General features: G+C 63.9%; 25 protein-coding genes. 14 read left to right on the plus strand and 11 right to left on the minus strand.

The window, feature by feature from the left end:
- Nucleotides 1-249: 249 nt before the first annotated feature.
- On the minus strand, nt 250-1,149 hold the full coding sequence (locus tag EA795_RS10690; protein ID WP_122077142.1) for a LysR substrate-binding domain-containing protein: 900 nt from the start codon (nt 1,147-1,149) through the stop codon (nt 250-252).
- 117 nt (nt 1,150-1,266) lie between these two features.
- Between EA795_RS10690 and EA795_RS10695 the strand changes: the two genes are divergently transcribed.
- The 5 genes from EA795_RS10695 to EA795_RS10715 all read left to right on the plus strand — a co-directional run bounded on the left by EA795_RS10695 (nt 1,267) and on the right by EA795_RS10715 (nt 5,247).
- Nucleotides 1,267-1,992, plus strand: coding sequence for an FMN-dependent NADH-azoreductase (locus EA795_RS10695; RefSeq protein ID WP_122077145.1), 726 nt, complete (start codon nt 1,267-1,269; stop codon nt 1,990-1,992).
- Nucleotides 1,993-2,443: 451 nt separating this feature from the next.
- The gene (locus EA795_RS10700) at nt 2,444-2,854 is read left to right on the plus strand and encodes a BRO-N domain-containing protein (protein WP_122077146.1); all 411 of its coding nucleotides are present in this window, start codon (nt 2,444-2,446) and stop codon (nt 2,852-2,854) included.
- Between the two features lie 214 nt (nt 2,855-3,068).
- A complete protein-coding gene (locus tag EA795_RS10705) occupies nt 3,069-3,590 on the plus strand; it encodes an REP-associated tyrosine transposase (protein WP_122077149.1) in 522 nt (173 codons plus the stop codon).
- Between the two features lie 255 nt (nt 3,591-3,845).
- Nucleotides 3,846-4,322: a serine protease inhibitor ecotin gene (gene eco, locus EA795_RS10710; RefSeq protein WP_122077152.1), complete on the plus strand. Its 477-nt coding sequence runs from the start codon at nt 3,846-3,848 to the stop codon at nt 4,320-4,322.
- A gap of 229 nt (nt 4,323-4,551) precedes the next feature.
- Nucleotides 4,552-5,247 (plus strand): GNAT family N-acetyltransferase, encoded by a 696-nt coding sequence (locus EA795_RS10715; RefSeq protein WP_122077154.1) that lies wholly within the window; start codon nt 4,552-4,554, stop codon nt 5,245-5,247.
- A gap of 72 nt (nt 5,248-5,319) precedes the next feature.
- Here EA795_RS10715 and EA795_RS10720 read toward each other — a convergent pair whose 3' ends face one another.
- Nucleotides 5,320-6,063 (minus strand): class I SAM-dependent DNA methyltransferase, encoded by a 744-nt coding sequence (locus EA795_RS10720; RefSeq protein WP_122077157.1) that lies wholly within the window; start codon nt 6,061-6,063, stop codon nt 5,320-5,322.
- Between the two features lie 180 nt (nt 6,064-6,243).
- Here EA795_RS10720 and EA795_RS10725 point away from each other — a divergent pair, with 180 nt between their 5' ends.
- Complete coding sequence (locus EA795_RS10725; RefSeq protein ID WP_122077160.1) at nt 6,244-6,879, plus strand: hypothetical protein; 636 nt, start codon at nt 6,244-6,246, stop codon at nt 6,877-6,879.
- A gap of 63 nt (nt 6,880-6,942) precedes the next feature.
- Here EA795_RS10725 and EA795_RS10730 read toward each other — a convergent pair whose 3' ends face one another.
- Complete coding sequence (locus EA795_RS10730; protein WP_122077162.1) at nt 6,943-7,680, minus strand: GntR family transcriptional regulator; 738 nt, start codon at nt 7,678-7,680, stop codon at nt 6,943-6,945.
- A gap of 209 nt (nt 7,681-7,889) precedes the next feature.
- Here EA795_RS10730 and EA795_RS10735 point away from each other — a divergent pair, with 209 nt between their 5' ends.
- The 6 genes from EA795_RS10735 to EA795_RS10755 all read left to right on the plus strand — a co-directional run bounded on the left by EA795_RS10735 (nt 7,890) and on the right by EA795_RS10755 (nt 13,659).
- Nucleotides 7,890-8,720, plus strand: a complete 831-nt coding sequence (locus EA795_RS10735; protein WP_122077165.1) for an amidohydrolase family protein — start codon at nt 7,890-7,892, stop codon at nt 8,718-8,720.
- 28 nt (nt 8,721-8,748) lie between these two features.
- Nucleotides 8,749-10,050, plus strand: coding sequence for an SLC13 family permease (locus EA795_RS10740; protein WP_122077168.1), 1,302 nt, complete (start codon nt 8,749-8,751; stop codon nt 10,048-10,050).
- Between the two features lie 58 nt (nt 10,051-10,108).
- A complete protein-coding gene (locus EA795_RS10745) occupies nt 10,109-12,031 on the plus strand; it encodes a HAMP domain-containing methyl-accepting chemotaxis protein (protein WP_122077171.1) in 1,923 nt (640 codons plus the stop codon).
- 206 nt (nt 12,032-12,237) lie between these two features.
- Entirely contained in the window at nt 12,238-12,630 is a 393-nt protein-coding gene (locus EA795_RS10750) for an MAPEG family protein (protein ID WP_122077174.1), read from the plus strand.
- 81 nt (nt 12,631-12,711) lie between these two features.
- Nucleotides 12,712-12,996: a hypothetical protein gene (locus tag EA795_RS21195; RefSeq protein WP_170162223.1), complete on the plus strand. Its 285-nt coding sequence runs from the start codon at nt 12,712-12,714 to the stop codon at nt 12,994-12,996.
- 9 nt (nt 12,997-13,005) lie between these two features.
- Nucleotides 13,006-13,659, plus strand: coding sequence for a potassium channel family protein (locus EA795_RS10755; protein ID WP_122077176.1), 654 nt, complete (start codon nt 13,006-13,008; stop codon nt 13,657-13,659).
- Nucleotides 13,660-13,718: 59 nt separating this feature from the next.
- Here the strand turns inward: EA795_RS10755 and EA795_RS10760 are convergent, their stop codons facing one another.
- The 7 genes from EA795_RS10760 to EA795_RS10790 form a co-directional block, all read right to left on the minus strand.
- Nucleotides 13,719-14,702 (minus strand): TerC family protein, encoded by a 984-nt coding sequence (locus EA795_RS10760; protein WP_122077179.1) that lies wholly within the window; start codon nt 14,700-14,702, stop codon nt 13,719-13,721.
- A 237-nt stretch (nt 14,703-14,939) separates the two neighbouring features.
- Entirely contained in the window at nt 14,940-15,368 is a 429-nt protein-coding gene (locus tag EA795_RS10765; protein ID WP_122077181.1) for a transcriptional regulator, read from the minus strand.
- An 85-nt stretch (nt 15,369-15,453) separates the two neighbouring features.
- Nucleotides 15,454-16,005: a hypothetical protein gene (locus tag EA795_RS21030; RefSeq protein ID WP_158601301.1), complete on the minus strand. Its 552-nt coding sequence runs from the start codon at nt 16,003-16,005 to the stop codon at nt 15,454-15,456.
- Nucleotides 16,006-16,050: 45 nt separating this feature from the next.
- Entirely contained in the window at nt 16,051-16,293 is a 243-nt protein-coding gene (locus tag EA795_RS10775) for a hypothetical protein (protein WP_014853579.1), read from the minus strand.
- 115 nt (nt 16,294-16,408) lie between these two features.
- A complete protein-coding gene (locus EA795_RS10780; protein ID WP_240645004.1) occupies nt 16,409-17,194 on the minus strand; it encodes a dienelactone hydrolase family protein in 786 nt (261 codons plus the stop codon).
- A gap of 126 nt (nt 17,195-17,320) precedes the next feature.
- Nucleotides 17,321-19,261, minus strand: a complete 1,941-nt coding sequence (locus tag EA795_RS10785) for an alkaline phosphatase D family protein (protein WP_122077187.1) — start codon at nt 19,259-19,261, stop codon at nt 17,321-17,323.
- 79 nt (nt 19,262-19,340) lie between these two features.
- Complete coding sequence (locus EA795_RS10790) at nt 19,341-20,180, minus strand: CAP domain-containing protein (protein ID WP_122077189.1); 840 nt, start codon at nt 20,178-20,180, stop codon at nt 19,341-19,343.
- A 75-nt stretch (nt 20,181-20,255) separates the two neighbouring features.
- On the opposite strand from EA795_RS10790, the gene EA795_RS10795 reads away from it, so the two are divergent.
- Entirely contained in the window at nt 20,256-20,660 is a 405-nt protein-coding gene (locus tag EA795_RS10795; RefSeq protein WP_058077520.1) for a hypothetical protein, read from the plus strand.
- 33 nt (nt 20,661-20,693) lie between these two features.
- Here EA795_RS10795 and EA795_RS10800 read toward each other — a convergent pair whose 3' ends face one another.
- On the minus strand, nt 20,694-21,890 hold the full coding sequence (locus EA795_RS10800; RefSeq protein WP_376752515.1) for a sugar transporter: 1,197 nt from the start codon (nt 21,888-21,890) through the stop codon (nt 20,694-20,696).
- A gap of 445 nt (nt 21,891-22,335) precedes the next feature.
- Between EA795_RS10800 and EA795_RS10805 the strand changes: the two genes are divergently transcribed.
- Nucleotides 22,336-22,869, plus strand: coding sequence for an REP-associated tyrosine transposase (locus EA795_RS10805; RefSeq protein ID WP_122077192.1), 534 nt, complete (start codon nt 22,336-22,338; stop codon nt 22,867-22,869).
- The last annotated feature ends 185 nt before the right edge of the window (nt 22,870-23,054 follow it).

The raw sequence follows: 23,054 nt of genomic DNA on the forward strand, positions 1-23,054 counted from the left end.
GAGCGCAATCGTTGCGTAAGGGGTTGAGCCGCATGGATGCGGCGAAAGGTTTAAAGGGCCCAGGATGGCCCTTTAAACCGACCCCTGAAGCGGCGATGCAGCGAACGAACCCGGAGCGAAGCGTAGGGCCGGATGGCGGGGCACGCGTTTTTGGTTACTTTTGTCGCGACTGACAAAAGTGACCCGCCCAGCAGGGCGGAACCAATGTTTCGACCCACCTCGTAAAACAGCAGCGCCACAAACGCGCAACTACAACTCACACAACCCACCCGGCACCCCCACCACCCAATCCCTCACAGCCTTAATCGTCGGATCATCCCGCCTCCCCTCCGGATAAACGAGATGAAACGGCTTTCCCTGCATCACCGGCCCAAACGGCTGCACCAACCTCCCCTCCCTCAACTCATCCTCGATCAACTGCCGACTCATCAGCGCCACGCCTTGCCCACCGATGGCGGCTGAAATGGCGTGGGTCTCGTCGGAGAAAACCAGCCCGGCGCTGACGTCCAGGCCTGACACGTTGGCCAGTTTCTGCCAGGCAGACCAATGAATCGGGGCGGACGTCGCGCCTTGGGCGCGGAAGTGGATCAGGGAGTGCTTGGGCAGCTCTGCCACATCATGCAAGCCAAGCAGCGGGCTGCAGGTCGGGACGAAGGTGTTGTCGAACAGCTTCTCCGCCACCAGCCCTGGCCAGCGGCCGTCGCCATAGCGGACGGCGATATCGGCCGTGACGCCATCCAGCGCTACCGGTTCGTGGGAGGTGTGAAAGCGCAGATCAATCTCCGGGTGAGAATCGCGCAGCATGCACACCCAGGGCACCAGCCAGCGGACCGCTATCGCTGGTGTGGTGCTGAGCGTGATCGCCTGGCGGCAGGGCCCCGCACTGAGGCGGTCGACCGTTGTGGCGATGGAGTCGAACGCCGTTTCCAGCACCTGGTGCAGCTCACGGCCCTGATCGGTCAACTCCAGCTTGCGCGGCTTGCGCAGGAACAGCGCTACGCCGAGCGATTCTTCCAGCAAGCGAATCTGGTGGCTGATGGCCGTGGCGGTGACGGAAAGCTCTTCCGCCGCCTGCTTGGCGCTCTCATGGCGGGCGGCCGCTTCGAAGGCGCGCAAGGCGGAAAGCGAGGGCAAGCGGCGGTTCGCCATGGCTGAGTTTTCCTCATCTGTACCCGGAAATAATGATCGTTTGTCGCTTACAGAGCCTAAACCTAGCCTGGGTCTACCGCGAATGACAGATGAATTCATCTACAGAGGAGACCCACCATGACGCACCTTCTGCACCTCGATGCCAGCGCCCGCCCCGGCCTTGCCGGCAAGGACGCCCACGGCTCCCACAGCCGCAATCTCAGCCAGCGTTTCGTCAGCCAATGGCTGTCCCGCAATACGCAGGACAGCGTGACCTATCGAGACATAGGCCAGAACCCGCCCTCGTTCATCGACCATGACTGGATCGCCTCGGCCTTCACATCGGTAGAGCGCCGTGAGCCGTGGATGAGGAACGCGCTGGCGGAAAGCGACCAACTGGTGGATGAGCTGATAGCAGCCGATGTGCTGGTAATCGGGACGCCGCTATACAACTTCAGCATGCCCGCGGCGCTCAAGGCCTGGATCGATCAGGTCGTGCGTCTGGGCCGGACGGTTGAGGTCGACGAATCCAAACCAATCGATCCCTACGTCCCCTTGCTCGCAGAGCGGCCACGGCATGCGGTCATCCTCACCGCCAGGGGCGGCGTAGGCTTTGGCGCCGGTGGGGAGATGGCACATATGAACCATCTGGAATCCAGCCTGGCGACAGCGCTTGAGTTTATCGGGATCACTCGCATCCACCAGATCGCGATCGAAGGCCAGGAAGTCGGTGGCGAACTGTTGGCTGCCTCGGTGGCCCAGGCGCAACGTCGGGTTGATGTCCTGGTGGCAGAGCTTCAGGCGGAACTTGAGCGCACCGCTCCGGCCTTGGCTCACCAGACGCAGGCCGAGCTCATTTGCTAGTAGCGATCATCGATCGTTACGCAGCGTTGATGCCCAGCGCTCCTCGCTACCGGATGGTCTGGAACACTTGCTTGCGCAGAGCACCGCGAATTGGCTCCCACGCAGGAGGAGCATGGGAGCCATCAGCCGCTCCGGCGTGGGAACCATCAGTATCGCTCCCCCCCGAGCGTCTTGTTCCTGGGCTCGTAGCTTGACCACCTCCCACACGCCCCCTACCCTAGCCGCTGGCGCCTAAGAAACGCCTCACACAGCGGCCTGCCCGCTTCCGACATCGCGGCTTTTTTGTGCCTACGGCCCGCCCGTGCGCGCAAGAAAAACACCTCTGCGACGTCGGGAGTGGGCTAATACAAGACCCGAAAGGGAAATACGTCCGGCCCTCTGTGTGGGGTTTCTTAGCTCCCGGCACCAGCCAGCCCTAAGAAAGCTGACCAATCACACAGAGGTAAAGGAAATGCCTACCACTCATACCCTTCATTTCGAAGGCAAGCCTGTTCGCATCCATCATTTCGTCGACGGCCAGCTCTGGTTCAACGGCCGCGACCTCGCGCTGTTTCTGGGTTATGCGGACGTCATCGAGGCGCTGCATCGTCACTGCAATCAACAGGGCCTGAACTTCGGCAGCGGGACGCGCCCGTTACGCCTGATCGACCTGGGCAACGTGTACCGTCTGATCGTCAACAGCCCAACCGCCCAGGCGGAACGCTTCGAGAGCTGGCTACGCCAGGATTGCTTGCCGCACTTCGTCGATTTCGCGCGGCCATCGCAGAGCGACGGGCCGAAGCTGGAAAAACGCTACGTGGAAGTGTTGTGGTGGCAAGGCAAGCATTGGATAAGCCTGAGCGACCACGACGACGGAGCCTGAGCCCACATTTAGTTCGGTATTCAGCAGGTGTCGGGGCAGAGACTTGTCTGATCAGAGAGCCTGGAAGGGACGCGTGGAAAAGGCTTCGCCGTTTTCCACCCTACATGCGGATGCGTTGACGGAATCAGGGGTGTGCATGACGTAGGGTGGATAGCGCTTTGCTTATCCACCGATACGCATCAACCGACCACGCCACGCTCAAGGATGAGCCGCCATGTCTCGATACCGCCGCGCACGGGTGCCGGGTGCAACCTATTTCTTCACGGTCAATCTGCTGAACCGCAGAAGCGATCTGCTTGTGCGCCATATCGATCTGCTGCGCGATACGGTACGTGCCACCCTGGCGCGCCATCCCTTTCATATCGACGCCTGGGTCGTGCTGCCCGACCACATGCATTGCGTCTGGACGTTACCGGCCGGTGACGCCGATTTCGCTCTGCGCTGGAAGGTGATCAAGTTCGGTTTCGCCAAAAGGTTGCCGAAAACCGAGGTGCTGACGGCGACCCAACACGTCCGCGGTGAGCGAGGTATCTGGCAACGGCGCTATTGGGAGCACCTGATTCAGGACGAACGCGATTACCGGCATCACGTCGACTATGTGCATCTGAATCCACGGAAGCACGGCTTGGTGGACCGCGTTGCCGATTGGCCTTATTCCAGTTTCCATCGAGCCGTCAGGGCTGGTTTCTATTCCGGGGATTGGTGCGGCGACGACAGTACCGGACAGGATGCGTAGGTGATGCTGAGCAACGCGTGGAAAAGGCTTCGCCGTTTTCACCCTACGAGACGACGGGCATGATCGCGCCTTGCGCTACCACAGCAAAGCGTGTGAAATCGCGCATCAGCGCCTGAACACCCGCAAGTGCCGAGTATCCTACCGACGACCGCAGCCTTGCCGGGCTCAGGAATTGCTCAAAACAGTCACTGGCTTCAGCCAACCCGGCAACAGCCATCAACGGAAGGCCCACAAGGCCTACGATAAGGACTCCTCATGACCTCGCCCAAACTGCCTCTGATCGCCCTTCTCTGCACCCTGCCGCTGGCAGCCTGCGCCGCCACGCCCGAAGCGCTCAAGCCCTACCCCACCGCCGCCGAGGGCTACCAGCGCCACGTGATCGACCTGCCGCCCCAGGCCAACGAAGCCGGGCACAAGGTGGAAATCATTGCCGGCAAGACTCTGGAAGTGGACTGCAACCACCAGCGCCTCGGTGGCCAATGGCAGGAAAAGACCGTGCAAGGCTGGGGCTATACCTATTACGAACTGGGCCAGGTCGGCCCGGCCGTCAGCACCCTGATGGCCTGCCCCGATGACAGCCGCAAGCAGGCCTTCGTGCACGTGGGCGGCGAGCCTCAACTGGTGCGCTACAACAGCAAGCTGCCACTGGTGATCTACGCGCCCGCCGACATGGAAGTGCGCTACCGCATCTGGTCCGCGGCGCAAGACGCCACCCCCGCCCCACGCCAGTGAGCGACTGACAGCGATCGTTCCCGCGCTCCGCGTGGGAACGCTGCCCTCGACGCTCCACGTCGCGCACTGGTAACAACGCGCCGCCTACCGTGCAGCGACGCAGAGCGTCAGGTGGTTTGCTCCCACGCAGGAGCGTGAGAGCCATCAGTCAGCCATCGGTCATCTCTCCCCGCTCGGCGCATGGCGCCCGATACAATGCTGCCTTTTCCGAGCCACCCGGAGCCATCACATGTTCACCCTCACCCACCTGGACACCCCGCCGCCCGAGTCGATGAAAAGCCAGGTGCTGCAGATGGTGGTGGACTACCTCGGCGATATCAGCGCGGTTTCGCTGACATCCGGCAACCCGCTGTACCCGCTGTATCAGTACGTGGTGGGGTTCGAGGTGCATCGCTACCTCGACAGCATGGATGGCGCGCAGGCAGGCAAGCCCGAACTGATCATGGCACTGGATGGCGACGACCCGGTTCGCCTGCTCGGCTTCGCGCTGTACCTGCCGTATGTCGATGATCCCGACGCCTGCTCGCTGGTCTATCTGGCAGTGCAGGAAAGTCATCGTCGGCAAGGCATCGGTCGGGCCATGGTCGAAGAGATGGTGGCGCGTTACCCCCACGCGGAAGTGGCCTGCGTAGCCGGCAAGGTGCCGTACTTCGAAGCCCTGGGTTTCCTGCCGCTGGCGGCTCGTGGCCCCCAGGTGGTGATGAATACCCGCAGCCAGGCCTCGAACGGCATGCTGGCGGTTCAGGACCTGGAGCCGATCTTCCACTCCAAGGAAGTCCGGCAGATTCACGGCTACCTCGTGAAACAACACGGCGAAAAAGCCATGAGCGACGCGGAGAAAGAGCGCGATCGCCTGCTCGACCAACTGGCCCGACAGGCACTGCACCTCACCGAGACCTATGCGGTAGCCAAGCATTTGCATTGATCGCCCGACGGACGGGCACCAACGAACCCTGCTGCGTATTTTCCGACGCCTCGGCAGCTGAAGCCGCGCGGATCAGATCTTCACACAGACAAACAGCGCATTCCCCGACGTTTCGTTCCAAGGAACGATCTTCCCGTAGTCGTGCTCGAGCACATGCACTTCGAAGTACGGCTCCAACAGCCCAATCAGTTCGCCAAAACCCACCGCGACCATGGGATGCTCGTCGTGCCATACCTGGGTCTGCTCCGCGCTCGCCTTTTCAATACTGAGCCTCAGCGACTGCCTCTCGCCGACGCCGCAATAATTCCAGCCGGAGCTGAAGGTGAATCGGCTGCCTTCATGCCGGGCGGTATGTTTCACGAATAGATCGTTGTCGATCTTGTGCTTGTCGACGGCGTTGAAGCAGAAGACACCCTGCGTTTCGAGCGCGCCATGCACGCTGGCGATGCAGGTCTTCAGCCGCTCGATCCCGGTGCTGTAGTGGATGGAGTACAGGAAGCAGCTAATCAGGTCCACCGGCTCGCTCAACCTGAACTCGCACATATCCTGCAGGGAAAAGCGCGCTTCGGGGCAGCGAATGGCCGCTCTGTCCAGCATGGGCTGGTTGATGTCGAGCCCGGCGCTGTCATAGCCGTTATCGATGAAATGACGAACATGCGGCCCAGTTCCACAGGCCAGGTCGAGATGCCTGGAGCCACCGTTACCGAAAAGCTGCTGCAGCCGATGAACGCAGTGGCTCTGCGCCTGATAGTCGATATCGGCGCACATCAGGTCGTAATAACCGGACAGGTCGGTATAGAGGGCATTGACGGACATGGTGACCTGACGATTAAGCGGGGCTGTTGAGGCGGCGCATCATAAGCGAGTCCGAGGCAAGGCGTGGAGAAGGCTTCGCCGTTTTCTTCTCCCACGATGCGACGGGACGCGGGAGAATGACGACCGTTACGCCGCTACCCGCCATACTTCATCCCTGACCGCTCGAGAAAAGGATCTTCCATGCCCGGCATCAGCCATGTCGCCCACACCTTCCTGGCGTTCCTCACCGACCTGAAGTTGCGCCGAGCGCCGTCGTTGTCCGAGCTTTCCCGGTTGCGCAACGGCTTCGAGGGCTGGCTGAAGATCGAGCTGTATCTCTGGCTGATCGAGCGCTACGGGTTGCGGGCCGGTGATGATGTCGGGGTGGAGTACAAGGTCTGGCTCGATCAGCGGCGCGGTCAGATGGACCGGGCGACCAAGCAGTGCGACCTGTGGGTACGCGATGCCGAGGCGCCTGGCTACTACCACTACATCGAACTGAAGGTCCCGTTCGCCAATTACAACCAGGGCAAGTTGTTCCTCAGCGCCTCGGATGATTTCTGGTACATGTCTCGCCTTCTGGCAGGCGACCAATCTGCCGCGACGGGAAGTGCAATCCTGTTGGGTGCAGGTTTCGATGAACATGCCTGGCGGCGGGCCATCGACGAGGCGGTCGCCTATGCGGGCAACGATCCGGCCCAGGTCCAGCTCGAAGTGAACACGCTGACGCTGGATGCGGCGCCGCCCCTGCAATGGGCGGTAATGACGAAGGTCTATCCGAGCCGCAGCGTATCCGTGGTGTCGAGTGCCGGGGCAGCGCCGCTCCCGGTCAGTTGAGCGGAGCAACCTGGAAGCGACGCGTGGAAAAGGCTTTGCCGTTTTCCACCCTACGGTTTTCGCTCATGAAATATCGATTTGGTAGCGGAAGCCCTCGGCGGCGGCGCGGGACAGGCGGTATTCCAGCGGGAAGCGGTCGTAGCCCAGGGCGGTGCGCTCGATGCTGACCACCGGCGCGCCCTCGTCGATCGCGAGGATGCTGGCCATGGCGTTGTCGGCGGCGCCGACGGTGAGGGTTTCCCTGGCCGAGGCGATGCACTGGCCGCACTGTTTCTCGTAGAACGGATAGAGCAGCTCGCCGAAGTCCTCGGTGTCGATATCCAGCAACGCGCCGAAGCGCGTGGCGGGCAGCCAGATTTCCTCGTGGAACAGGGTGCGGCCTTCGACCGTGCGCAGGCGCTCCAGGTGGATGACCTGCTCGCCGGCGTTCAGCTCCAGCGCCGCGGCCACCGTCGGCGACGGCTCCTGCACCGTCCTGGCGAGAATTCGGCTGGCGGGGATCTCACGGCCGCCGCTGGCATTCACCTGGCGAAAGAAGCGCGCCAGCGAGGCGTCGAAGTTGGGCCGGCGCACGAAGGTGCCGCGACCCTGGCTGCGCAGCAGCAAGCCTTCGTTGACCAGCGTATCCACGGCCTTGCGCACCGTGCCGATGGCCACGCCATAAAGCCTGGTCAGTTCCGCTTCGGTGGGAATGGGCGCGCCGGGCGTCCACTCGCCGGCCGCGATCTTGGCCAGCATTTCTTCCCGCAGGCGCTGATAGAGCGGCAGGCGCTCGTCGAATCCGAGTGTCGGGGCGTTCATGTCGATCCGTTCGTTTGCAAAGCGGAGCCACTTTAACACCGACCCATCGATTGACAGATATCCTTCTCCGAATATATGGTCATCCATTCATATATATGACTACATGTCAGTACAAAAGTGGCAGCGAGCCTTGGCTTCGCATTCCGGCCCGAGGCGATCAATGCCGAACGGCGGCTTGCCACGACAACAATCGACCAGGGTTATCGCTTATGACCGGCCATCCATCCGCCCTCACCGGCGTGGACACACATGCTCACATCTTTCGCCAGGACCTGCCGATGGTCCCGAACCGTCGCTACAGCCCGGATTACGATGCACCGGTGGAGCGGTACCTCGAGCATCTCGATCGCCACGGCCTGTCCCACGGCGTGCTGATCCAGCCGAGCTTCCTCGGCACCGACAACAGCTTCATGCTGGATGCGCTGCGTCGCTATCCGCAGCGTTTGCGTGCCGTTGCGGTGGTCGACGCGGAGGTCAGCGAGAACCAGCTGGATGAGCTGGCCGAGGCCGGCGTGGTCGGCATCCGCCTGAACCTCATCGGCAAGTCACTGGCCAACTACAGTGGCCCGGCCTGGACCGCCCTGTTCGAGCGACTGGCCCTTCGCGGCTGGCAGGTGGAGATCCAGCGTGGTATCGAGGACGTGGCGTCTATCGTGCCGGCCATCCTGGCCTGCGGCGTCCACGTGGTGATCGACCATTTCGGGCTGCCGACTGGCGGCATCGACACTGGTAAACCCAGCCACCAGGCGTTTCTGGAGTTGCTGAGCGACGAGCGCGTATGGCTCAAGTTGTCTGCCGCGTACCGCAGCCAATCCGACCTGGCCCAGGCGGCGCAGGTGCTGGCGCAGGTACGCGAGGCCAGCGGTGGCATCGGGCGCTTCCTCTGGGGCAGCGACTGGCCTAATACGCAGTTCGAGGACCAGACCGATTACGACCGGCAGGTTGCATTCATCGAGGCGTTGCTGCCGGACGCGGACGAACGCGCCCAGGTGCTGACGGATAACCCGGCGAAGCTGTTCGGCTTCGGCGTCAACCGCTAAACGATCCATAACAACAGGACACTTCCACATGATGAGCCTGCTCGTTGTCGCGGCTATCGTCGTCGCCGTCGCCCTCGGCTACAAGACCAAGATCAACATCGGTCTGTTCGCCATTGCCTTCGCCTACCTGATCGGCTGTTTCGGGATGGGCCTCAGCCCTTCCGAAGTCATCAGCCTGTGGCCGCTGAAGATTTTCTTCATCATCTTCTCGGTCTGCCTGTTCTACAGCTTCGCCACGGTCAACGGCACCCTGGAGAAACTCGCCGAGCATCTGATCTATCAATGCCGCACGGTGCCGCAATTGCTGCCGTTCGCGGTGTTCTTCACCGCAACGGTCATTTCGGCGATGGGCGCGGGGTATTACACGGTGCTGGCGTTCATGGCGCCGATCACCCTGCTGCTCTGCGAGCGCACCGGCATGAGCCTGATCACCGGCGGGATGGCGGTCAACTACGGTGCCTTGAGTGGCGCCAACTTCGTTTCGAGCCAGAGCGGCATCATCTTCCGCGGCCTGATGGCGAACGCCGGCATCCCGGAAAACGAGGCCTTCATCAATGCCGCGGGCATCTTCGTCAGTACGCTGATCATTCCGCTGCTGGTGATCTCCGTGCTGGTGTTCATGACCGGGCATGGCAAGGCGATGAAGGCCTCGGCCTACGTTGCGACCGAGCCGACGCCGCTCAACCGCGAGCAGAAGATGACGCTGTGGCTGACGCTGGCGATGATGACCATCGTGCTGGCGGCGCCGATCGCCAGCATCGCCCTGCCGGACAACGCGACGGTCGGCTTCATCAACTCGAAGATGGACATCGGCCTGATCGCCAGCCTGTTCTCGGTCATCGCGCTGCTGCTGAAGCTGGGCGACGAGCGCAAGGCCATGGCCTCGGTGCCCTGGGCCACGCTGATCATGATCTGCGGTGTCGGCATGCTCATCTCGGTGGCCATCAAGGCGGGCACCATCGACATCCTGGCGTCGTGGATCGGCAACAGCATCCCGCCGATCCTGGTGCCGATCGTCTTCGGCGTGGTGGCGGCGTTCATGTCGCTGTTCTCCAGCACGCTGGGGGTGGTCACGCCGGCCCTGTTCCCGATGGTGCCGCCGATCGCCTCGGCGCTGGGGATTGACCCGATGATCCTGTTCATCGCCATCGTCGTCGGCGCCCAGGCCACCTCGATCTCGCCGTTCTCCTCGGGCGGCAGCCTGATCCTCGGCTCGTGCCCCACGGAGCAGAGCCGCACCTCGCTCTTCCCGCAGCTGCTGTTCCGCGCGGCGCCGCTGGGTTTCGTCGCGGCGCTGATCTTCAACGCGCTGCTGACGTTCGTCTACTGAGCCAGCGTCAGGCCGAGGGAGGCACAAGGAACCCATCCATGTTCAGGAGAACAATCGAATGAAGAACTGGTTCGCCGACCTCGGCATGACCCGGAAGCTGGCGATCGGCTTCGGCTCGGTGCTGTTGCTGACGGCTGTGCTGGCGGCCTCCGGCTGGCTCAGCCTGGGCAGCGTGACGCAGCGCAGCGCCCTGATGGAGCAGATCGCTTCGCTGAACGCCGCGCTGAGCGACCTGCGGGTCACGCGCCTGCAGTACATGCTCGCCAACGGCGATGCGAAGTCGGCCGAGGCCGTCAACCAGGCTCTGGAGCGCTTTGCGACCCGCCTCGATGAGGTCTCGCCGAGCTTCACCGACCCGGAAGACACGGCGCTTCTGCAAAAGCAGCGCGAGCAGATCCAGCACTACCGCGCATCGCTGAACAGGATGCGCGACGCCTATGTCACCGGCAACGCGGCCCGTGCGGACATGGGCAAGCACGCCGCGCTGGCCAGCGAGCCGATCGCCGCCATGGGCAAGGCGGTGGAGCAGTCGTCGATCCATGCGGACAATCGCTACGCGGGCCTCGAGGCGATTGCCGACCTGCGCATGAACTGGCAACTGGTGCGCTATCAGATGCGCGGCTACAACATCACCCCCACCGCCGAGGTCGCGGCCCAGGTCGAGCAGCAGATCGGCCTGGCCCGGCAGTCGGCCGCACGCCTGAAGACGGTACTCGGGAACGGCGTTTCCACTCAGGTGGCCGTCACCGAGCAGGCGCTCGACGGCTATCTCGTAGCGCTCGAGGCCGTGGTCGCCCAGACCGAAGCGATCGCCGCCGCCCGCGAGGAAATGGAGCGCGAGACCAACGAGATCAACCGCCTCGGCCAGGCCCTGACCCAGGCCCAGACCGCCCGACTCGAGCACGACACCGCCAAAGCCCGGATCACCCAGCTCACGGTGGCGGTGCTGGCCCTGCTCATCGGCCTGCTGGCCGCCTGGCTGATCACCCGGCAGATCACCCGCCCTCTGGCGGATACCCTGGTGGTCGTCAGGAACATCGCCGCCGGCGATCTGACCGACCAGCGCCGCATCCAGCGCAAGGATGAAATCGGTGCGCTGCAGCAGGGCGTGATGGGCATGGCGGCGACCCTGCGCGAGCTCATCGGCGGTATCCGCGACAGCGTCACGCAGATGGCCAGCGCCGCCGAGCAGCTGTCGGCAGTCACCGAGCAAACCAGCGCCGGCATGAACGGCCAGAAGGTCGAGACCGACCAGGTCGCAACGGCCATGCACGAGATGTCCGCCACGGTGCAGGAAGTGGCGCGCAACGCCGAGGATGCCTCGCAAGCCGCCAGCGCGGCGGATCGCGAAGCACGCGCGGGCGACGCGGTGGTTTCCGAGGCGGTCAGCCAGATCAAACGATTGTCCGAGGAGATGCTCCGCTCGACCGAAGCCATGGCCCGGCTGGAGTCCGAAAGCAACCGGATCGGCAGCGTCATGGACGTGATCAAGACGGTCGCCGAGCAGACCAACCTGCTCGCGCTCAACGCGGCCATCGAGGCGGCGCGCGCCGGTGAAGCGGGACGTGGCTTCGCGGTGGTGGCCGACGAGGTACGCGGCCTGGCTCAGCGGACGCAGAAATCGACCGAAGAGATCGAGCAATTGGTCGCCGCCCTGCAACAGGGCACGCAACAGGTCGCCGTCGCTATGCAGAACAGCCACGAACTGACCGAAAGCAGCGTCGAGCTCACCCGCAAGGCCGGGCTGGCGCTCAACGACATCACCGCCAAGGTCTCGAACATCCAGGCCATGAACCAGCAGATCGCCACCGCCGCCGAAGAGCAGAGCGCCGTGGCCGAGGAGATCAGCCGCAGCGTGGTGAATGTGCGCGACATCTCCGAACAGACCGCAACGGCCAGCGACGAAACCGCCGCATCGAGTATCGAGCTGGCTCGCCTCGGCAACGAGCTGCAGGCGCTGGTCAGCCGCTTCCGCGTGTAGGAAGTAGCACGCGCTCATCGCTCACCATGCATCGCCGTGGTGAGCGAGCGTCGGCACTGCGCACCAATGCGACGGCGGAACGAGGTGGCGCGATGGGTAAAGTCGGGCAAATAAACGGCTCGGCACTCAATGCCTGCCCACGCGTGAGCTAGTCTGGAGCGACCGACTCAACGGAACGGCACGTTCCCACGCTCTTGAGGTGCACAATGACCATCGCCGAAGGCTGCATTCTGGTTGCCTGCCTGCTTCCCATCGCCTGCGCCTGGATCGCCAAGTCGAAAGGCTTCGGCAAGCCGCGCCGTGACGGCGGCTTCGATAACCACAGCCCGCGCCAGTGGCTGGCCAGCCTGCAAGGGTGGCAGGCGCGCGCGAACGCCGCTCAGTTGAACAGCTTCGAAACACTGCCGATCTTCATCGCCGGCGTTCTCGTCGCCGAGCACCAGCAAGCCTCACAGCCGCTGCTCGACGCTCTGGCCATGGCCTTCGTCGCCGCAAGGGCCGGATACATCGGCGCCTATCTCGCCGACTGGGCCAATACGAGGTCGATTCTCTGGACGCTGGGGCTCGCGTGCTGCATCGCGATGTTTTTCATCGGCTAACCCGCCAGGACTGGCATCCAGCCCGGGCGCCCCGCACCGCGCTACGCGCCAGGCTTCAACGCAAGCAGCACGAAGCCACAGATGATCCCTGCCAGCGCAATCAGCCAGCCAATCCGGTGCGCACGGTTCTTTTCGGCCTGGCGAACCGGGTCCACGGGCTTCTTCTTTCTCACGACTCACCTGCCTTCGATTGGAACGGAACGCATGCACGGCACCTGCTACCGCATGCCGGGCGGCATCCTGCTTCATGGGAGCAAAAAGGGAAAGGGCCTGAACGTTGGCGATCACCAGGATGCCGATGAACAGAGCGCCGAACGCTGGCCAGGCGCGCAGGCGAACCAGTACGCTTCAATCCCTTCCCGGTGATCGTCCCCCATGAACGCCCAGCAATCGTTTCTGGTCCGCTATCCATCCGCCAGCCTGTTGTTCATCCAGCTGCTGGGCATCCTGCTCTATCCCTTTCTGGAGGAGCTGTCCCGCGGGCGGGCGGTCATGGGCGCGTTCGGCATCGTAGTGCTGGTGGCGGCCCTGCGGATGGTGCGGCGCAGCCCGACGATCCATTGGATAGCCCTCACCCTGGCGGGATGCATCCTGGCGCTGACCATCATCGGCGAAGTGCGCAGCGACCCTGTGCTGAGGCTGACACTGGCAGCGCTGGAGGCGGCCTTCTACTTCTACGCCGCCGCCAGCCTGATCGCCTACATGATGGAGGACCAGCGCGCCACCACCGACGAACTGTTCGCCGTCGGCGCGACCTTCACCCTGCTGGCCTGGGCCTTCGCTTACAGCTTCGTCGTCTGCCAACTCCTGATACCAGGCAGCTTCACCGCATTGCATGAGCCCGATGCGCCACGCACCTGGCTGGAGCTGCTGTTTCTGAGTTTCACCATCCTCTCCGGCGTTGGCATTGGCGACATCCTGCCGGTTACGCCGATGGCGCGTGCCTTGGTGATGCTCGAGCAGTTCGCTGGCGTGATGTACATCGCCCTGGTGGTTTCGCGGCTGATCGGGCTGACGATTCGGCGTTGATGCCTCGGTGGAAAATCGCTGCGCGAGTTTTCCACCCTACGGTCGCACGGCTTTCATCGCTAACCATCGACCCTGGCGCACGTCCTGAGCAGCGACAGCAGCACGCCGCCGGCCAGCACGCCGAGCGTCACGCTGAGCGACAGCAGCGCCGGTACCTTGATGAAGCCATGCAGGAAGATCTTGCCGCCGATGAAGATCAGCACGATCGCGAGCGCGTACTTCAGGTACACGAAGCGGTGCATCAGCGCTGCGAGCGCGAAGTAGAGCGCGCGCAGGCCGAGGATGGCGAAGATGTTCGAGGTGTAGACGATGAACGGATCCTGGGTGATGGCGAACACGGCCGGCACGCTGTCCACGGCGAACACCAGGTCCGCCAGTTCGATCAGCACGAGCGCCAGCAGCAGCGGCGTGGCGTAAAGCAGCGTCTTGCCGCTGGCCTTGTCGTGCAGGCGTACCAGGAAATGCCCTTCGTGAAGCTCGTCAGTCACGCGGATGTGCCGGCGCAGGAACACCAGCAGGCGATTCTGTGAAAGGTCCGGGTGCTCTTCATGGTCCTTGCTCAGCAGCATCTTGACGCCGGTGAACAGCAGGAACGCGCCGAACACGTAGAGAATCCAGTCGAACTGCTGCACCAGGGCCGTGCCCAGGCCGATCATGATGGCACGCAGCACGATCACCCCGAGGATGCCCCAGAACAGGACGCGGTGCTGATATTTGCGGGGGATGCCGAAGAAGCCGAGGATCATCGCCATGACGAACACGTTGTCCATCGACAACGATTGCTCGACCAGGAAACCGGTGTAGAACTCCAGCGCCTTGGTCGCGCCGAGCTGCCACCAGACCCACCCGCCGAACGCCATGCCGACGCTGAAATAGCCGCTGTACAGCAGCAGGCTTTCGCGCATCTCGATTTCGTGCTGGTCGCGGTGCAGCACGCCGAGATCGAAGACCAGCAGCGCGAGCACGATGGCCAGGAATGCCAGCCAGAACCAGTAGGGTGTACCGAGGAACGGGGTCGCCAAAAACGCATGCAGAGCTGTCATGAGCCCTCCCTGTATGTCTGCCTAAGTCAAGAAATCAACTTAGTGACTCCGACATCACGGTGAGGATTGCTCACCGCCAGAGGGGCCCGGCGCCACGTGCGGGCAAGCATAGTTGAAAGAAATATCCGCTGTCACCAGCGAGCGCTTTCGTCTCTTTCGGCAGCTCGAGACGAGCCAGGCTCGGCGGTTCCCCATGGCTTCGGTGGGGGTCGTAGCGACGGCTGGTGGAGCATTCCGTCAGCGGGTCTTCCGGCCGTCCTTGCCCGACGGCTCATCGACCTCGCCCGCCCTGGCGAAGGCCATGATCACCTCGCGGACCACCTTGCGCTGCTCGACCGGCAACGCCAGGAAGGCATCGATGGCCTCGCGCTCCTGATAGAAGCCCGGGTCCTGCCATTTCGCCCGCTGCTCGCGGATGGCCGACACGGCCTGATCACCGAAACGCAGTGCCTGGGGCTCGACCTTCAGCCATTGCGCGATGACCTGAAGCTTGTCCTGCGAGGGAATGGATTTTCCACCCAGCCAACGTGATACGGCCTGGAAGGTAACCGAGCGTCCCCAATAACGGGAGTTGAACTCCCGTTCAAGAACGGCAGGACGATCAGGGTACCCGGCCGCGAGCATGGCCTTGCGCAAGCGCTGGGCAAATTCGGTTTTTTCGTTCATGGAGGCGGACGTTAAGTTCCGCCCTCATGCCTTCTGAACATTCAATTGCATAAACGATGAAATTTGTGATTTCATTAATAGCCACCTAACGGATCACCGCCCCACCTGGCGTCATTTCTGCCGCAATGTGCTCGGCGAAATGGCGGCAAACTGAAGACACGAGGTAATGGAAATGCCTGTCCTTCATCATCTTGCCTTTGAAGGCCACACCCTTCCCGTATTGCACCGTCGAGACGGGATCCTGCTGTTTGAAGGTACTCCCCTGGCTCGCCTGCTCGGTTATGCCGATGTCATCGGCGCGCTGCACGCTCATTGCCATTTGGAAGGGTTCGTATTCGGTAACCAGCCACGTCCGACCATCTGGATCGATATCCGCAACGTCCATCTCCTGGCACTCCACAGCGAGTCCCCGGTGGCCGAGCGCCTGATGCACTGGATCAGCCACCGGCTGCTGCCGTACTTCGGCGATCGACGCTCGCAACCGCGCCGCCGTCGGGTCGCTGTGGGGGAGCGGCAGCTGAACGTACTCAACTGGCAGGACGAATGCTGGCTCCGTCTCGGCGATACCCTGCCGCTCCTCGACGGCGCGGACCAGGCACTGCTGAACGCCCTCGCCGAACTGCGCAGCAGGTGCCACTAGGCGCCGCCGCTGAACCACACACTTCCCTGATTTCGCCGCCGCTCAGCGCGGGTTGATCACTCCATCGCGCTCGGCGTTGTCGGTTTCCTGCTGCACGCGCTCGGGGTCGATGATGCCTTCCTGCCGGTCGATGGGCCGAACGCCCTCGTTGCCGGGCAGATCGTTGATGCCGGGTTCCCGGTCCGGGTTCACATCGGTGCGCCCGGGCGAGAGCGGGTCCGGCTCGCCGGGCATCGGCGAATCGGGATGTTGTTCCGGGCTCGGGTTCTTGGGGTCGATGGCCATGCTGCATCCCTCTGTGGAAGCGAAGTGTCATTTACTTCGAGGGGCCGGCAGCCGCGCGCGTTCGGCGGCCCGGCTACCGATCATCCAGTTTTCCGGCTGCAGTCCGTGCCCCACCTCAGGGCTGCGCGAATACTTCATCCAGCAGAGCGTTCATCGCCTGGAATGCGCGCGCAGCCACGACGGGATGGTATTCGTTGCGCCCCGGTACCTTGGCGTAAGGGTCGGTGAAGGAATGCACCGCACCGCCGTAGCTGACCAGTTGCCAATCGGCGGAGCTGGCCTTCATCTCGGCAATGAAGCCATCGACCTGCTGCTGCGGCACGCTCGGGTCATTGGCGCCGTGCAGCACCAGCACCGGCGCCTTGATGTTCTGCGCATCGGCGGGGTTGGGTGTGTCGAGGTTGCCATGGAAGGAGACGAAGGCGGACAGGTCGGCGCCGGAACGGGCCAGCTCCAGAACCGCCCCGCCGCCGAAACAGAAGCCGATCGCGGCCAGCTTCCGACTGTCCAGCGCGACGCTGCCGGTCTGCGATTTCAGGGCATCGACGGCGGCCTGGGTGCGCTTGCGCATCAGCGGCCGGTCGGCGCGCACGCTCGAGGCCGCGGCTTTCGCCTCGTCCGCGTTGCTGGGCCGCACCGCCTTGCCGTAGAGGTCGGCGACGAACACCACGTATTTGTCGCTGGCCGCACGCGCCGCTTTCTTGGCGGCGCGGTCGGTAACGCCGAGCCAGTTGGGCACCATGACCAGCCCCGGCCGTGGCGTGGTCACCGCATCGTCGTAGACCAGCGTGCCCTCGAAGGCCTCGCCGTCGATTTCATAAGCCACTGGTTTGGCCACCACCGCCGCCTCGGCAAACCCGACCGTGCCGGCCAGGGCCATGGAAAGTAACCTCTTGTTCATCGGCTGATCTCCGTTGAGTGTGCTCAAACAGTAGCCGCTGCAACGGATGCACGCCGCCCTGTGAGCACAGATCATTGCCGCACCCACATATGGTGGGAGGCGCGGAGCGATTGCAGGCCTGCGCTTTCAGCTCTCGGCGAGAAATGCCGTTGGCGGAGAGCCATCGGCGTTCAGTTGATGAATCTCCAGCGGCCGGCCGCTGGGGTCGAGCACCAGCAGGCCGATGCCCGAACCGTTCCACAGCCGCTCGCCGGCGTTTCTGCGGTCGGGCAGGCGCGGCACCACCTCCAGCTGCCGACGCTTGGTCAACCAGTTGAGTGGCGACCAGGGCGCGTAGAGCCAGCGGTTGAGGCGATCGAACCAGTCCAGCAGGCGCCGCGGGAATTCGTTCTTCACGCCGCTGCTGGTGATCTGCCAGAGCTGCGGACCGCTGTCGCGGGAGCGGATGTGCACTTCGTAGACGAAGGAGTAATGCACGTCGCCGGACAGCACCACGTAGTTACCGGGCGTTCGCGAGTGACGGAAGATGTTCATCATCACGTGAGCGGCGCCACGGTGCGCCATCCAGTTCTCGGCATCGACCAGCAGCGGCTGCCCGGCCCAGCTGAAGATGCGCTGGATCACCTCGATCAGCTTGACGCCGAACATCGGCGGCGGCGAGACGATCAGCACCGACGGCTTGTCGAGAATGTTCTGCTGCAGTTCGCTGAGCGCTTCCCAGTCCATCAGGCCCGAAGGGCGGCTGAGGTTGCGCTCGCTGCGCCAGCGCCGGGTGCGCGTATCGAGCACCACCAGCGGCGGATCGGTGGCCAGCTCATAGCCCCAGCCGTCGAGCCGGAACAGCTCGTCGATCAGTTGATCCTGGGCGGCACAATCGAGCCGGCCGGCGGCCGCCGTTTCCAGCAGCCGTTGCGTCTGCTCCAGCCGTTCGCCGAAGCGTTCCGGCTGGTTGCCCCAGGCCTGACACAGCAGGTAGGCGATCAGCGCGTTGCCGATGATCCGTCGCGACAACGGATGACCGTAGGCGGTCTCCTCCCAGCGAGCCGAGAGGTTCCAGTCGTCGGTGATGTCGTGGTCGTCGAAGATCATCAGCGAAGGAACGTGCGCCAGCGCCCTGGCCGCCTGCGGCAGGCCCTGCCGGAAGCCTTGCAGGCAGTTCTCTTCGCTGCGGTAGCGCTCGGCCTGCTTGGCATCGAGCGGCGGCATCGCCGGCTCGATCAGCGACCAGGGCAGCGGCGACCAGACCAGCAGGTACATGGCCATGACTTCGCCGAGGGTGATCAGGTGGTTGTGCCCGTTGGCGGTGGTGAACACCGGCTTTTCCACGCCACCGAAGAAGCGTTCGCGCAGCGCCTCGTTGGACTTGAACGCCGGAAGCAGATCCTCGCGCCGGTAATAGGTGGCCGGGTGGTTGAACAGCTCCTCGCTGTCGGCGACCACCGCGCCCTCCAGCCGCTCGCCGCACAGACCGAGGCGGCGCACCAGCCCGTGAATGGCCACCAGCATCGGCCCGGCGACATCGTCGGCGTACACCTGGTCGCCGGTCATCAGCAGCACTGCGGGGCGGCTCGTGGGATTGTCGAGCTCGCGGGCGAGCAGCTCGTCGACGCACAGCAGACCATCCGCCGCCGGGTGGTGCGGCTTGCGACAGGAGCCATGCAGCACACGGTCGAGCCGGGACTTGATGACGAAACTGGGCCGCGCCCTCCCCGCGTACAACAGATGCGGCGCCCAGTCTGCGATGCCCTGCTCCGCCAGCCCTTCGCCACTGATGCGCAAGTCGTACTCGATCACGCAATCGCTCGGCAGCGCCTCATCCAGCGTCACATCGACCAGATGCAGCAGCGCATCGCGACCGATGGGCAGACGCTGGCAGTTCGTCTCGTCCAGCGGGATGACGCGCGGCTGGGCATGTGCCCCGCCCTGCAGAACCAGCGCAAGCGCCAGCGGGCGGGAAGCGACCAGCCAGAACACCAGCCGAGCGGGCTCGACACGGCGCAGCAATGGGCCGGCAAGAACCGGCGGCAAGGTTTCGGTAACGGGGGAAAGATCAGTCAAGGAAGGCATTCGCAGTGGGAAACGGAGGTTCGAGCGCTCGGCTCGTCATGCCAGCGGTGGACGCCTGCCCGCCGCTGGTATTTGCCGATCAGGGCGCTCCGAACAGAGCGGTCCAGTAGATACCGGCATCGCTCTGCGGATCGACCGCATAGGCGGCGCCCAGTTCGCTGAAGTGCGGGTTCATCAGGTTCGCGCAGTGCCCCGGGCTGGCCAGCCAACCCTCGACCACTAGGCGCGGCGTATCCAGTGCCGCGGCGATGTTCTCACCGATCACACCGCCTTCATAGCCGGCCAGCTCCGCGCGGTCGCCCGGCGTGCGGCCGTCATCGCCGAGATGGCTGAAGAAATTGCCGTTGGCCATCGCCCGGCTGTGACCCTCGGCCGCCGCGCCGAGCGTGGCGTTCCAGGCCAGTGGCGGCGCCGCGTCGAAGGCTTGCGCTCCGCACTGTCGCGCCTGGCTGCGTGCCGCGTTGATCCCCTCGAGCAACTTCTGCCCTTCCGCCTGCCAGGCACCCAGCTTGCCGCTCAACAGCGGCCGCGCCAGCACAATGCGCCAGTCGCGCCCTTCGCGGCTCACGCCGATATCGACGAACTGCGGGTCCAGCAGGATCTGGCAATAGCTTTCCTGCAGCGCGGTCATGGCCGCCTGGCTGTCGCGCGGCCCGGACAGGCTGATCGCCTGCGCATTGGTGAACGGATAGGCCTTGGCGCCCAACGCCCGATGCAGCTCCGCGCGCCCTTGCGCCGGCAGCACCAGGCGCTCGTCGGCTGCCAGCGGCGGCAACGCCTCGAACGACTGCCCCGCACAGCTGCGCACCTCGCCGCGATAGAGGTTAATCGACTCGACGAGCCGCACCTCCTCGACCGCGCCGGCATTACCGGCGAGCAGCAGCAAAGCGAAACCCATGACCGACGACCCGATGCGCATGAAGCCTTCCCCCAACCTGGACAGTACCTGTGATCGCGCGAGCAGCCGGCCGTTCTTCGGCTATGATCGAACGCCATGAACAGCCTGCCGCCCCTTCGCCAACCCTGTCCACCCGGCACCTGCACCTGCAGGCGCGACGAGTTGCTGGAAGAGCCCGGCGCGGACCTGCGCATCCTGCGCCTGACCCGCCACGAAGAACAGCGCCTGCTCGAACGCCTGGAGAATATCCGCAGCCTGGCCGATCTGGAACGCCTCCAGCAACGGATGTACGAACAGCTCGGCATCCGCCTGAGCATCTCCCCCAGCCACAACGAAGTGCGCAGCATGCGCGGCATCGCCATCGACTTCGTCGAGCAGCAGCCGGGCCTGTGCCGCAAGACCCGACAGGCGATCCCGGCCGCGATTCGCCGCGGCCTCGAAAGACAACCGGAGATCGCCTACCGCCTGCTCGATGCCCATGACCTGCTGCGCGATGCCTGAATCGCATCGCATGCGTTATTCCGGCAGAGGCGACTAACCAGCAGGTGAAACCCTGGGCGCCGCCGGGAAGCGCTTCATCATGACGCCACAAAGCAGCAGCGCTGCCAGCCCCAGCCCGCCACCGACGAAGCCGATGCTCCCCAACCCGATCTGCTGGCTGACCACGCTGCCGAGCAGGGCACCGGCACCGATGCCGACATTGAATATCCCGGAGAACAGCGACATGGCCACATCGGTAGCATCCGAGGCGAAATGCAGTACCCGGGACTGTAACGCCAGCACGAAACACAGCACCACCGCCCCCCAGACCACGCTCATCGCCAGGAATGCCGGCATAGAGCCCGACAAGGGACGCAGCAAGAGCAGGCACAGCGCCAGAATCAGGATGGAGCAGAACAGGAACGGGCGCGAATAACGGGGGCTGTAGCGGCTGAACAGCACCGATCCCAGGATGCCGGCCCCGCCGAACAGCAGCAGCACCACGGTGGTCATGTTGCCGCTCATCTGCGCGACCTGCCGGGTGAACGGCTCGATGTAGCTGTAGGCCGTGAACTGGGCGGTGACCACCAGCACCGTCAGCGCATAGACGGTCACCAGCAGCGGCCTTTTGAACAGCACGGGCAGGCTGCGCAATGATCCCGAATTCTGGCTGGGCAACAACGGCAAGGTTCGCGCCAGGCATAGCAGCGCCAGACCCGCCAGTACCGCGATGATCAGGAACGTCGTGCGCCAGCCCAGCATGCCGCCAATCACCCGACCGAGCGGCACGCCCAGCACCATCGCCATGGTGGTGCCGGTGGCCAGCAGGCCCAGCGCCTGCGCGGCCTTGCCTTGCGGCGCCACGCGTACCGCCAGCGAAGCGGTGATCGACCAGAACACCGCGTGAGAGAAAGCGATGCCGGTGCGGCTTACCAGCAGCACCTCGAAACTCCAGGCGATACCCGAAAGCAGATGGCTGCCGATGAACAGCAGGAACAGGCCGATCAGCAACTTGCGCCGCTCGATGTTGCGCGTCAGCAACATCAGCGGCAGCGAGGCCAGCGCGACGATCCAGGCGTAGACCGTCAGCATCAGCCCCACGTGAGCGGTGGACATCTCGAAGCTGCGCCCGATATCGCTGAGCAGCCCCACCGGCACGAACTCGGTAGTGTTGAAAATGAATGCGGCCAGCGCCAGCGCGACGACGCTGAGCCAGCGACCGCTCGCAGCGGTCGTTTCCATATTGGTCATGAGGTGATCGAGCCTGGGGAGATGCAAGGAGGCGAACCAGCCCCCGGGAAGCCAACAGCATAGCCGCGAAAAGATTGCCGATTCGCGAACAGCGCTAGGTAGAGGGCTGGAAACGCGAATTCTATGCCCCACGGCGCAGCACGACAACGTCACTGCGACCAGGACATGACGTTCCCACGCAGGAGCATGGGAACGATCGCTGACCTATGATGGTTCCTACGCTCCCGCGTGGGAACGCACCCCGGACGCTCCGCGTCCATTCACCCAGTTCAAGGAGGAACTCATGGGTCGCAGCCGCTACATCATCACCGAACCCAACCAGCCGCAGTGAGGTTCCCACGCAGGAGCATGGGAACGATCGCTGACCTATGATCGTTCCTACGCTCCCGCGTGGGAACGCACCCCGGATGCTCCGCGTCCATTCACCCAGTTCAAGGAGGAACTCATGGGTCGCAGCCGCTACATCATCACGGAACCCAACCAGCCGCACTTTCTCACCTGCACGGTGATGGAGTGGCTGCCACTGTTCAGCCGTCCGGCCCTCGTCGAGATCGTTCTGGACTGCTGGCGATACCAGCAAGAAAACCAAGGCCTGCAGCTCTACGGCTACGTTGTGATGGAGAACCATCTGCACTGTCTGGCCCAAGCGGACGACCTGTCTCGTAGCGTGTCCGGCTTTAAGTCTTTCACGGCTCGCAAGATCATCGAACACCTGCACGATATCGGTGCCGGGCTAGCACTGAAACGGCTGCGCATGAGCAAAAGAGCGCACAAGCAGGATCGCGACCATCAGTTCTGGCAGGAAGGCAGCCACGCGGAGCTGGTTTGCAGCGAAGCGGTGATGCGCCAGAAGCTCGACTACATCCATTACAACCCGGTGCGGCGGGGTTATGTGGATCGACCGGAGCACTGGCGCTACTCCAGCGCGCGCAGCTACGCCGGAGAGCCGGGGCTTCTGCAGATCGCGCGATGGTATTGAGCAGTGACGCGGAGCGTCTGGGTTGGCGCTCCCGCGCGGGAGCGTAGGAGCGAGCACGTCAGCCGGTCCCAGGCCGTTAGCGTTCCCACGCGGGTGCATGGGAACGATCGGGCCGGTACTTTCCATGATCGTCCCCACGCTCCCGCGTGGGAACGCCCCCGGCCGCTCCCGCGTCCAGTCGCACT

The organism is Stutzerimonas nitrititolerans (assembly GCF_003696285.1).
GTDB lineage: Bacteria > Pseudomonadota > Gammaproteobacteria > Pseudomonadales > Pseudomonadaceae > Stutzerimonas > Stutzerimonas nitrititolerans.

Excerpts from the sequence above, each read along its gene's own strand:
- EA795_RS10720 (WP_122077157.1), bottom strand. The coding sequence starts at position 6,063 with ATGTCCGTCAATGCCCTCTATACCGACCTGTCCGGTTATTACGACCTG.
- EA795_RS10790 (WP_122077189.1), bottom strand. The coding sequence starts at position 20,180 with ATGCGCATCGGGTCGTCGGTCATGGGTTTCGCTTTGCTGCTGCTCGCC.
- EA795_RS10755 (WP_122077176.1), top strand. The coding sequence starts at position 13,006 with ATGAACGCCCAGCAATCGTTTCTGGTCCGCTATCCATCCGCCAGCCTG.
- EA795_RS10785 (WP_122077187.1), bottom strand. The coding sequence starts at position 19,261 with ATGCCTTCCTTGACTGATCTTTCCCCCGTTACCGAAACCTTGCCGCCG.
- EA795_RS10715 (WP_122077154.1), top strand. The coding sequence starts at position 4,552 with ATGTTCACCCTCACCCACCTGGACACCCCGCCGCCCGAGTCGATGAAA.
- EA795_RS10705 (WP_122077149.1), top strand. The coding sequence starts at position 3,069 with ATGTCTCGATACCGCCGCGCACGGGTGCCGGGTGCAACCTATTTCTTC.
- EA795_RS10730 (WP_122077162.1), bottom strand. The coding sequence starts at position 7,680 with ATGAACGCCCCGACACTCGGATTCGACGAGCGCCTGCCGCTCTATCAG.
- EA795_RS10750 (WP_122077174.1), top strand. The coding sequence starts at position 12,238 with ATGACCATCGCCGAAGGCTGCATTCTGGTTGCCTGCCTGCTTCCCATC.
- EA795_RS10745 (WP_122077171.1), top strand. The coding sequence starts at position 10,109 with ATGAAGAACTGGTTCGCCGACCTCGGCATGACCCGGAAGCTGGCGATC.
- EA795_RS10795 (WP_058077520.1), top strand. The coding sequence starts at position 20,256 with ATGAACAGCCTGCCGCCCCTTCGCCAACCCTGTCCACCCGGCACCTGC.
- EA795_RS10725 (WP_122077160.1), top strand. The coding sequence starts at position 6,244 with ATGCCCGGCATCAGCCATGTCGCCCACACCTTCCTGGCGTTCCTCACC.
- EA795_RS10765 (WP_122077181.1), bottom strand. The coding sequence starts at position 15,368 with ATGAACGAAAAAACCGAATTTGCCCAGCGCTTGCGCAAGGCCATGCTC.
- EA795_RS10695 (WP_122077145.1), top strand. The coding sequence starts at position 1,267 with ATGACGCACCTTCTGCACCTCGATGCCAGCGCCCGCCCCGGCCTTGCC.
- EA795_RS10735 (WP_122077165.1), top strand. The coding sequence starts at position 7,890 with ATGACCGGCCATCCATCCGCCCTCACCGGCGTGGACACACATGCTCAC.
- EA795_RS10700 (WP_122077146.1), top strand. The coding sequence starts at position 2,444 with ATGCCTACCACTCATACCCTTCATTTCGAAGGCAAGCCTGTTCGCATC.
- eco (WP_122077152.1), top strand. The coding sequence starts at position 3,846 with ATGACCTCGCCCAAACTGCCTCTGATCGCCCTTCTCTGCACCCTGCCG.
- EA795_RS10780 (WP_240645004.1), bottom strand. The coding sequence starts at position 17,194 with ATGAACAAGAGGTTACTTTCCATGGCCCTGGCCGGCACGGTCGGGTTT.
- EA795_RS10805 (WP_122077192.1), top strand. The coding sequence starts at position 22,336 with ATGGGTCGCAGCCGCTACATCATCACGGAACCCAACCAGCCGCACTTT.
- EA795_RS10760 (WP_122077179.1), bottom strand. The coding sequence starts at position 14,702 with ATGACAGCTCTGCATGCGTTTTTGGCGACCCCGTTCCTCGGTACACCC.
- EA795_RS21195 (WP_170162223.1), top strand. The coding sequence starts at position 12,712 with ATGATCCCTGCCAGCGCAATCAGCCAGCCAATCCGGTGCGCACGGTTC.
- EA795_RS10800 (WP_376752515.1), bottom strand. The coding sequence starts at position 21,890 with ATGACCAATATGGAAACGACCGCTGCGAGCGGTCGCTGGCTCAGCGTC.
- EA795_RS10740 (WP_122077168.1), top strand. The coding sequence starts at position 8,749 with ATGATGAGCCTGCTCGTTGTCGCGGCTATCGTCGTCGCCGTCGCCCTC.
- EA795_RS10690 (WP_122077142.1), bottom strand. The coding sequence starts at position 1,149 with ATGGCGAACCGCCGCTTGCCCTCGCTTTCCGCCTTGCGCGCCTTCGAA.
- EA795_RS10775 (WP_014853579.1), bottom strand. The coding sequence starts at position 16,293 with ATGGCCATCGACCCCAAGAACCCGAGCCCGGAACAACATCCCGATTCG.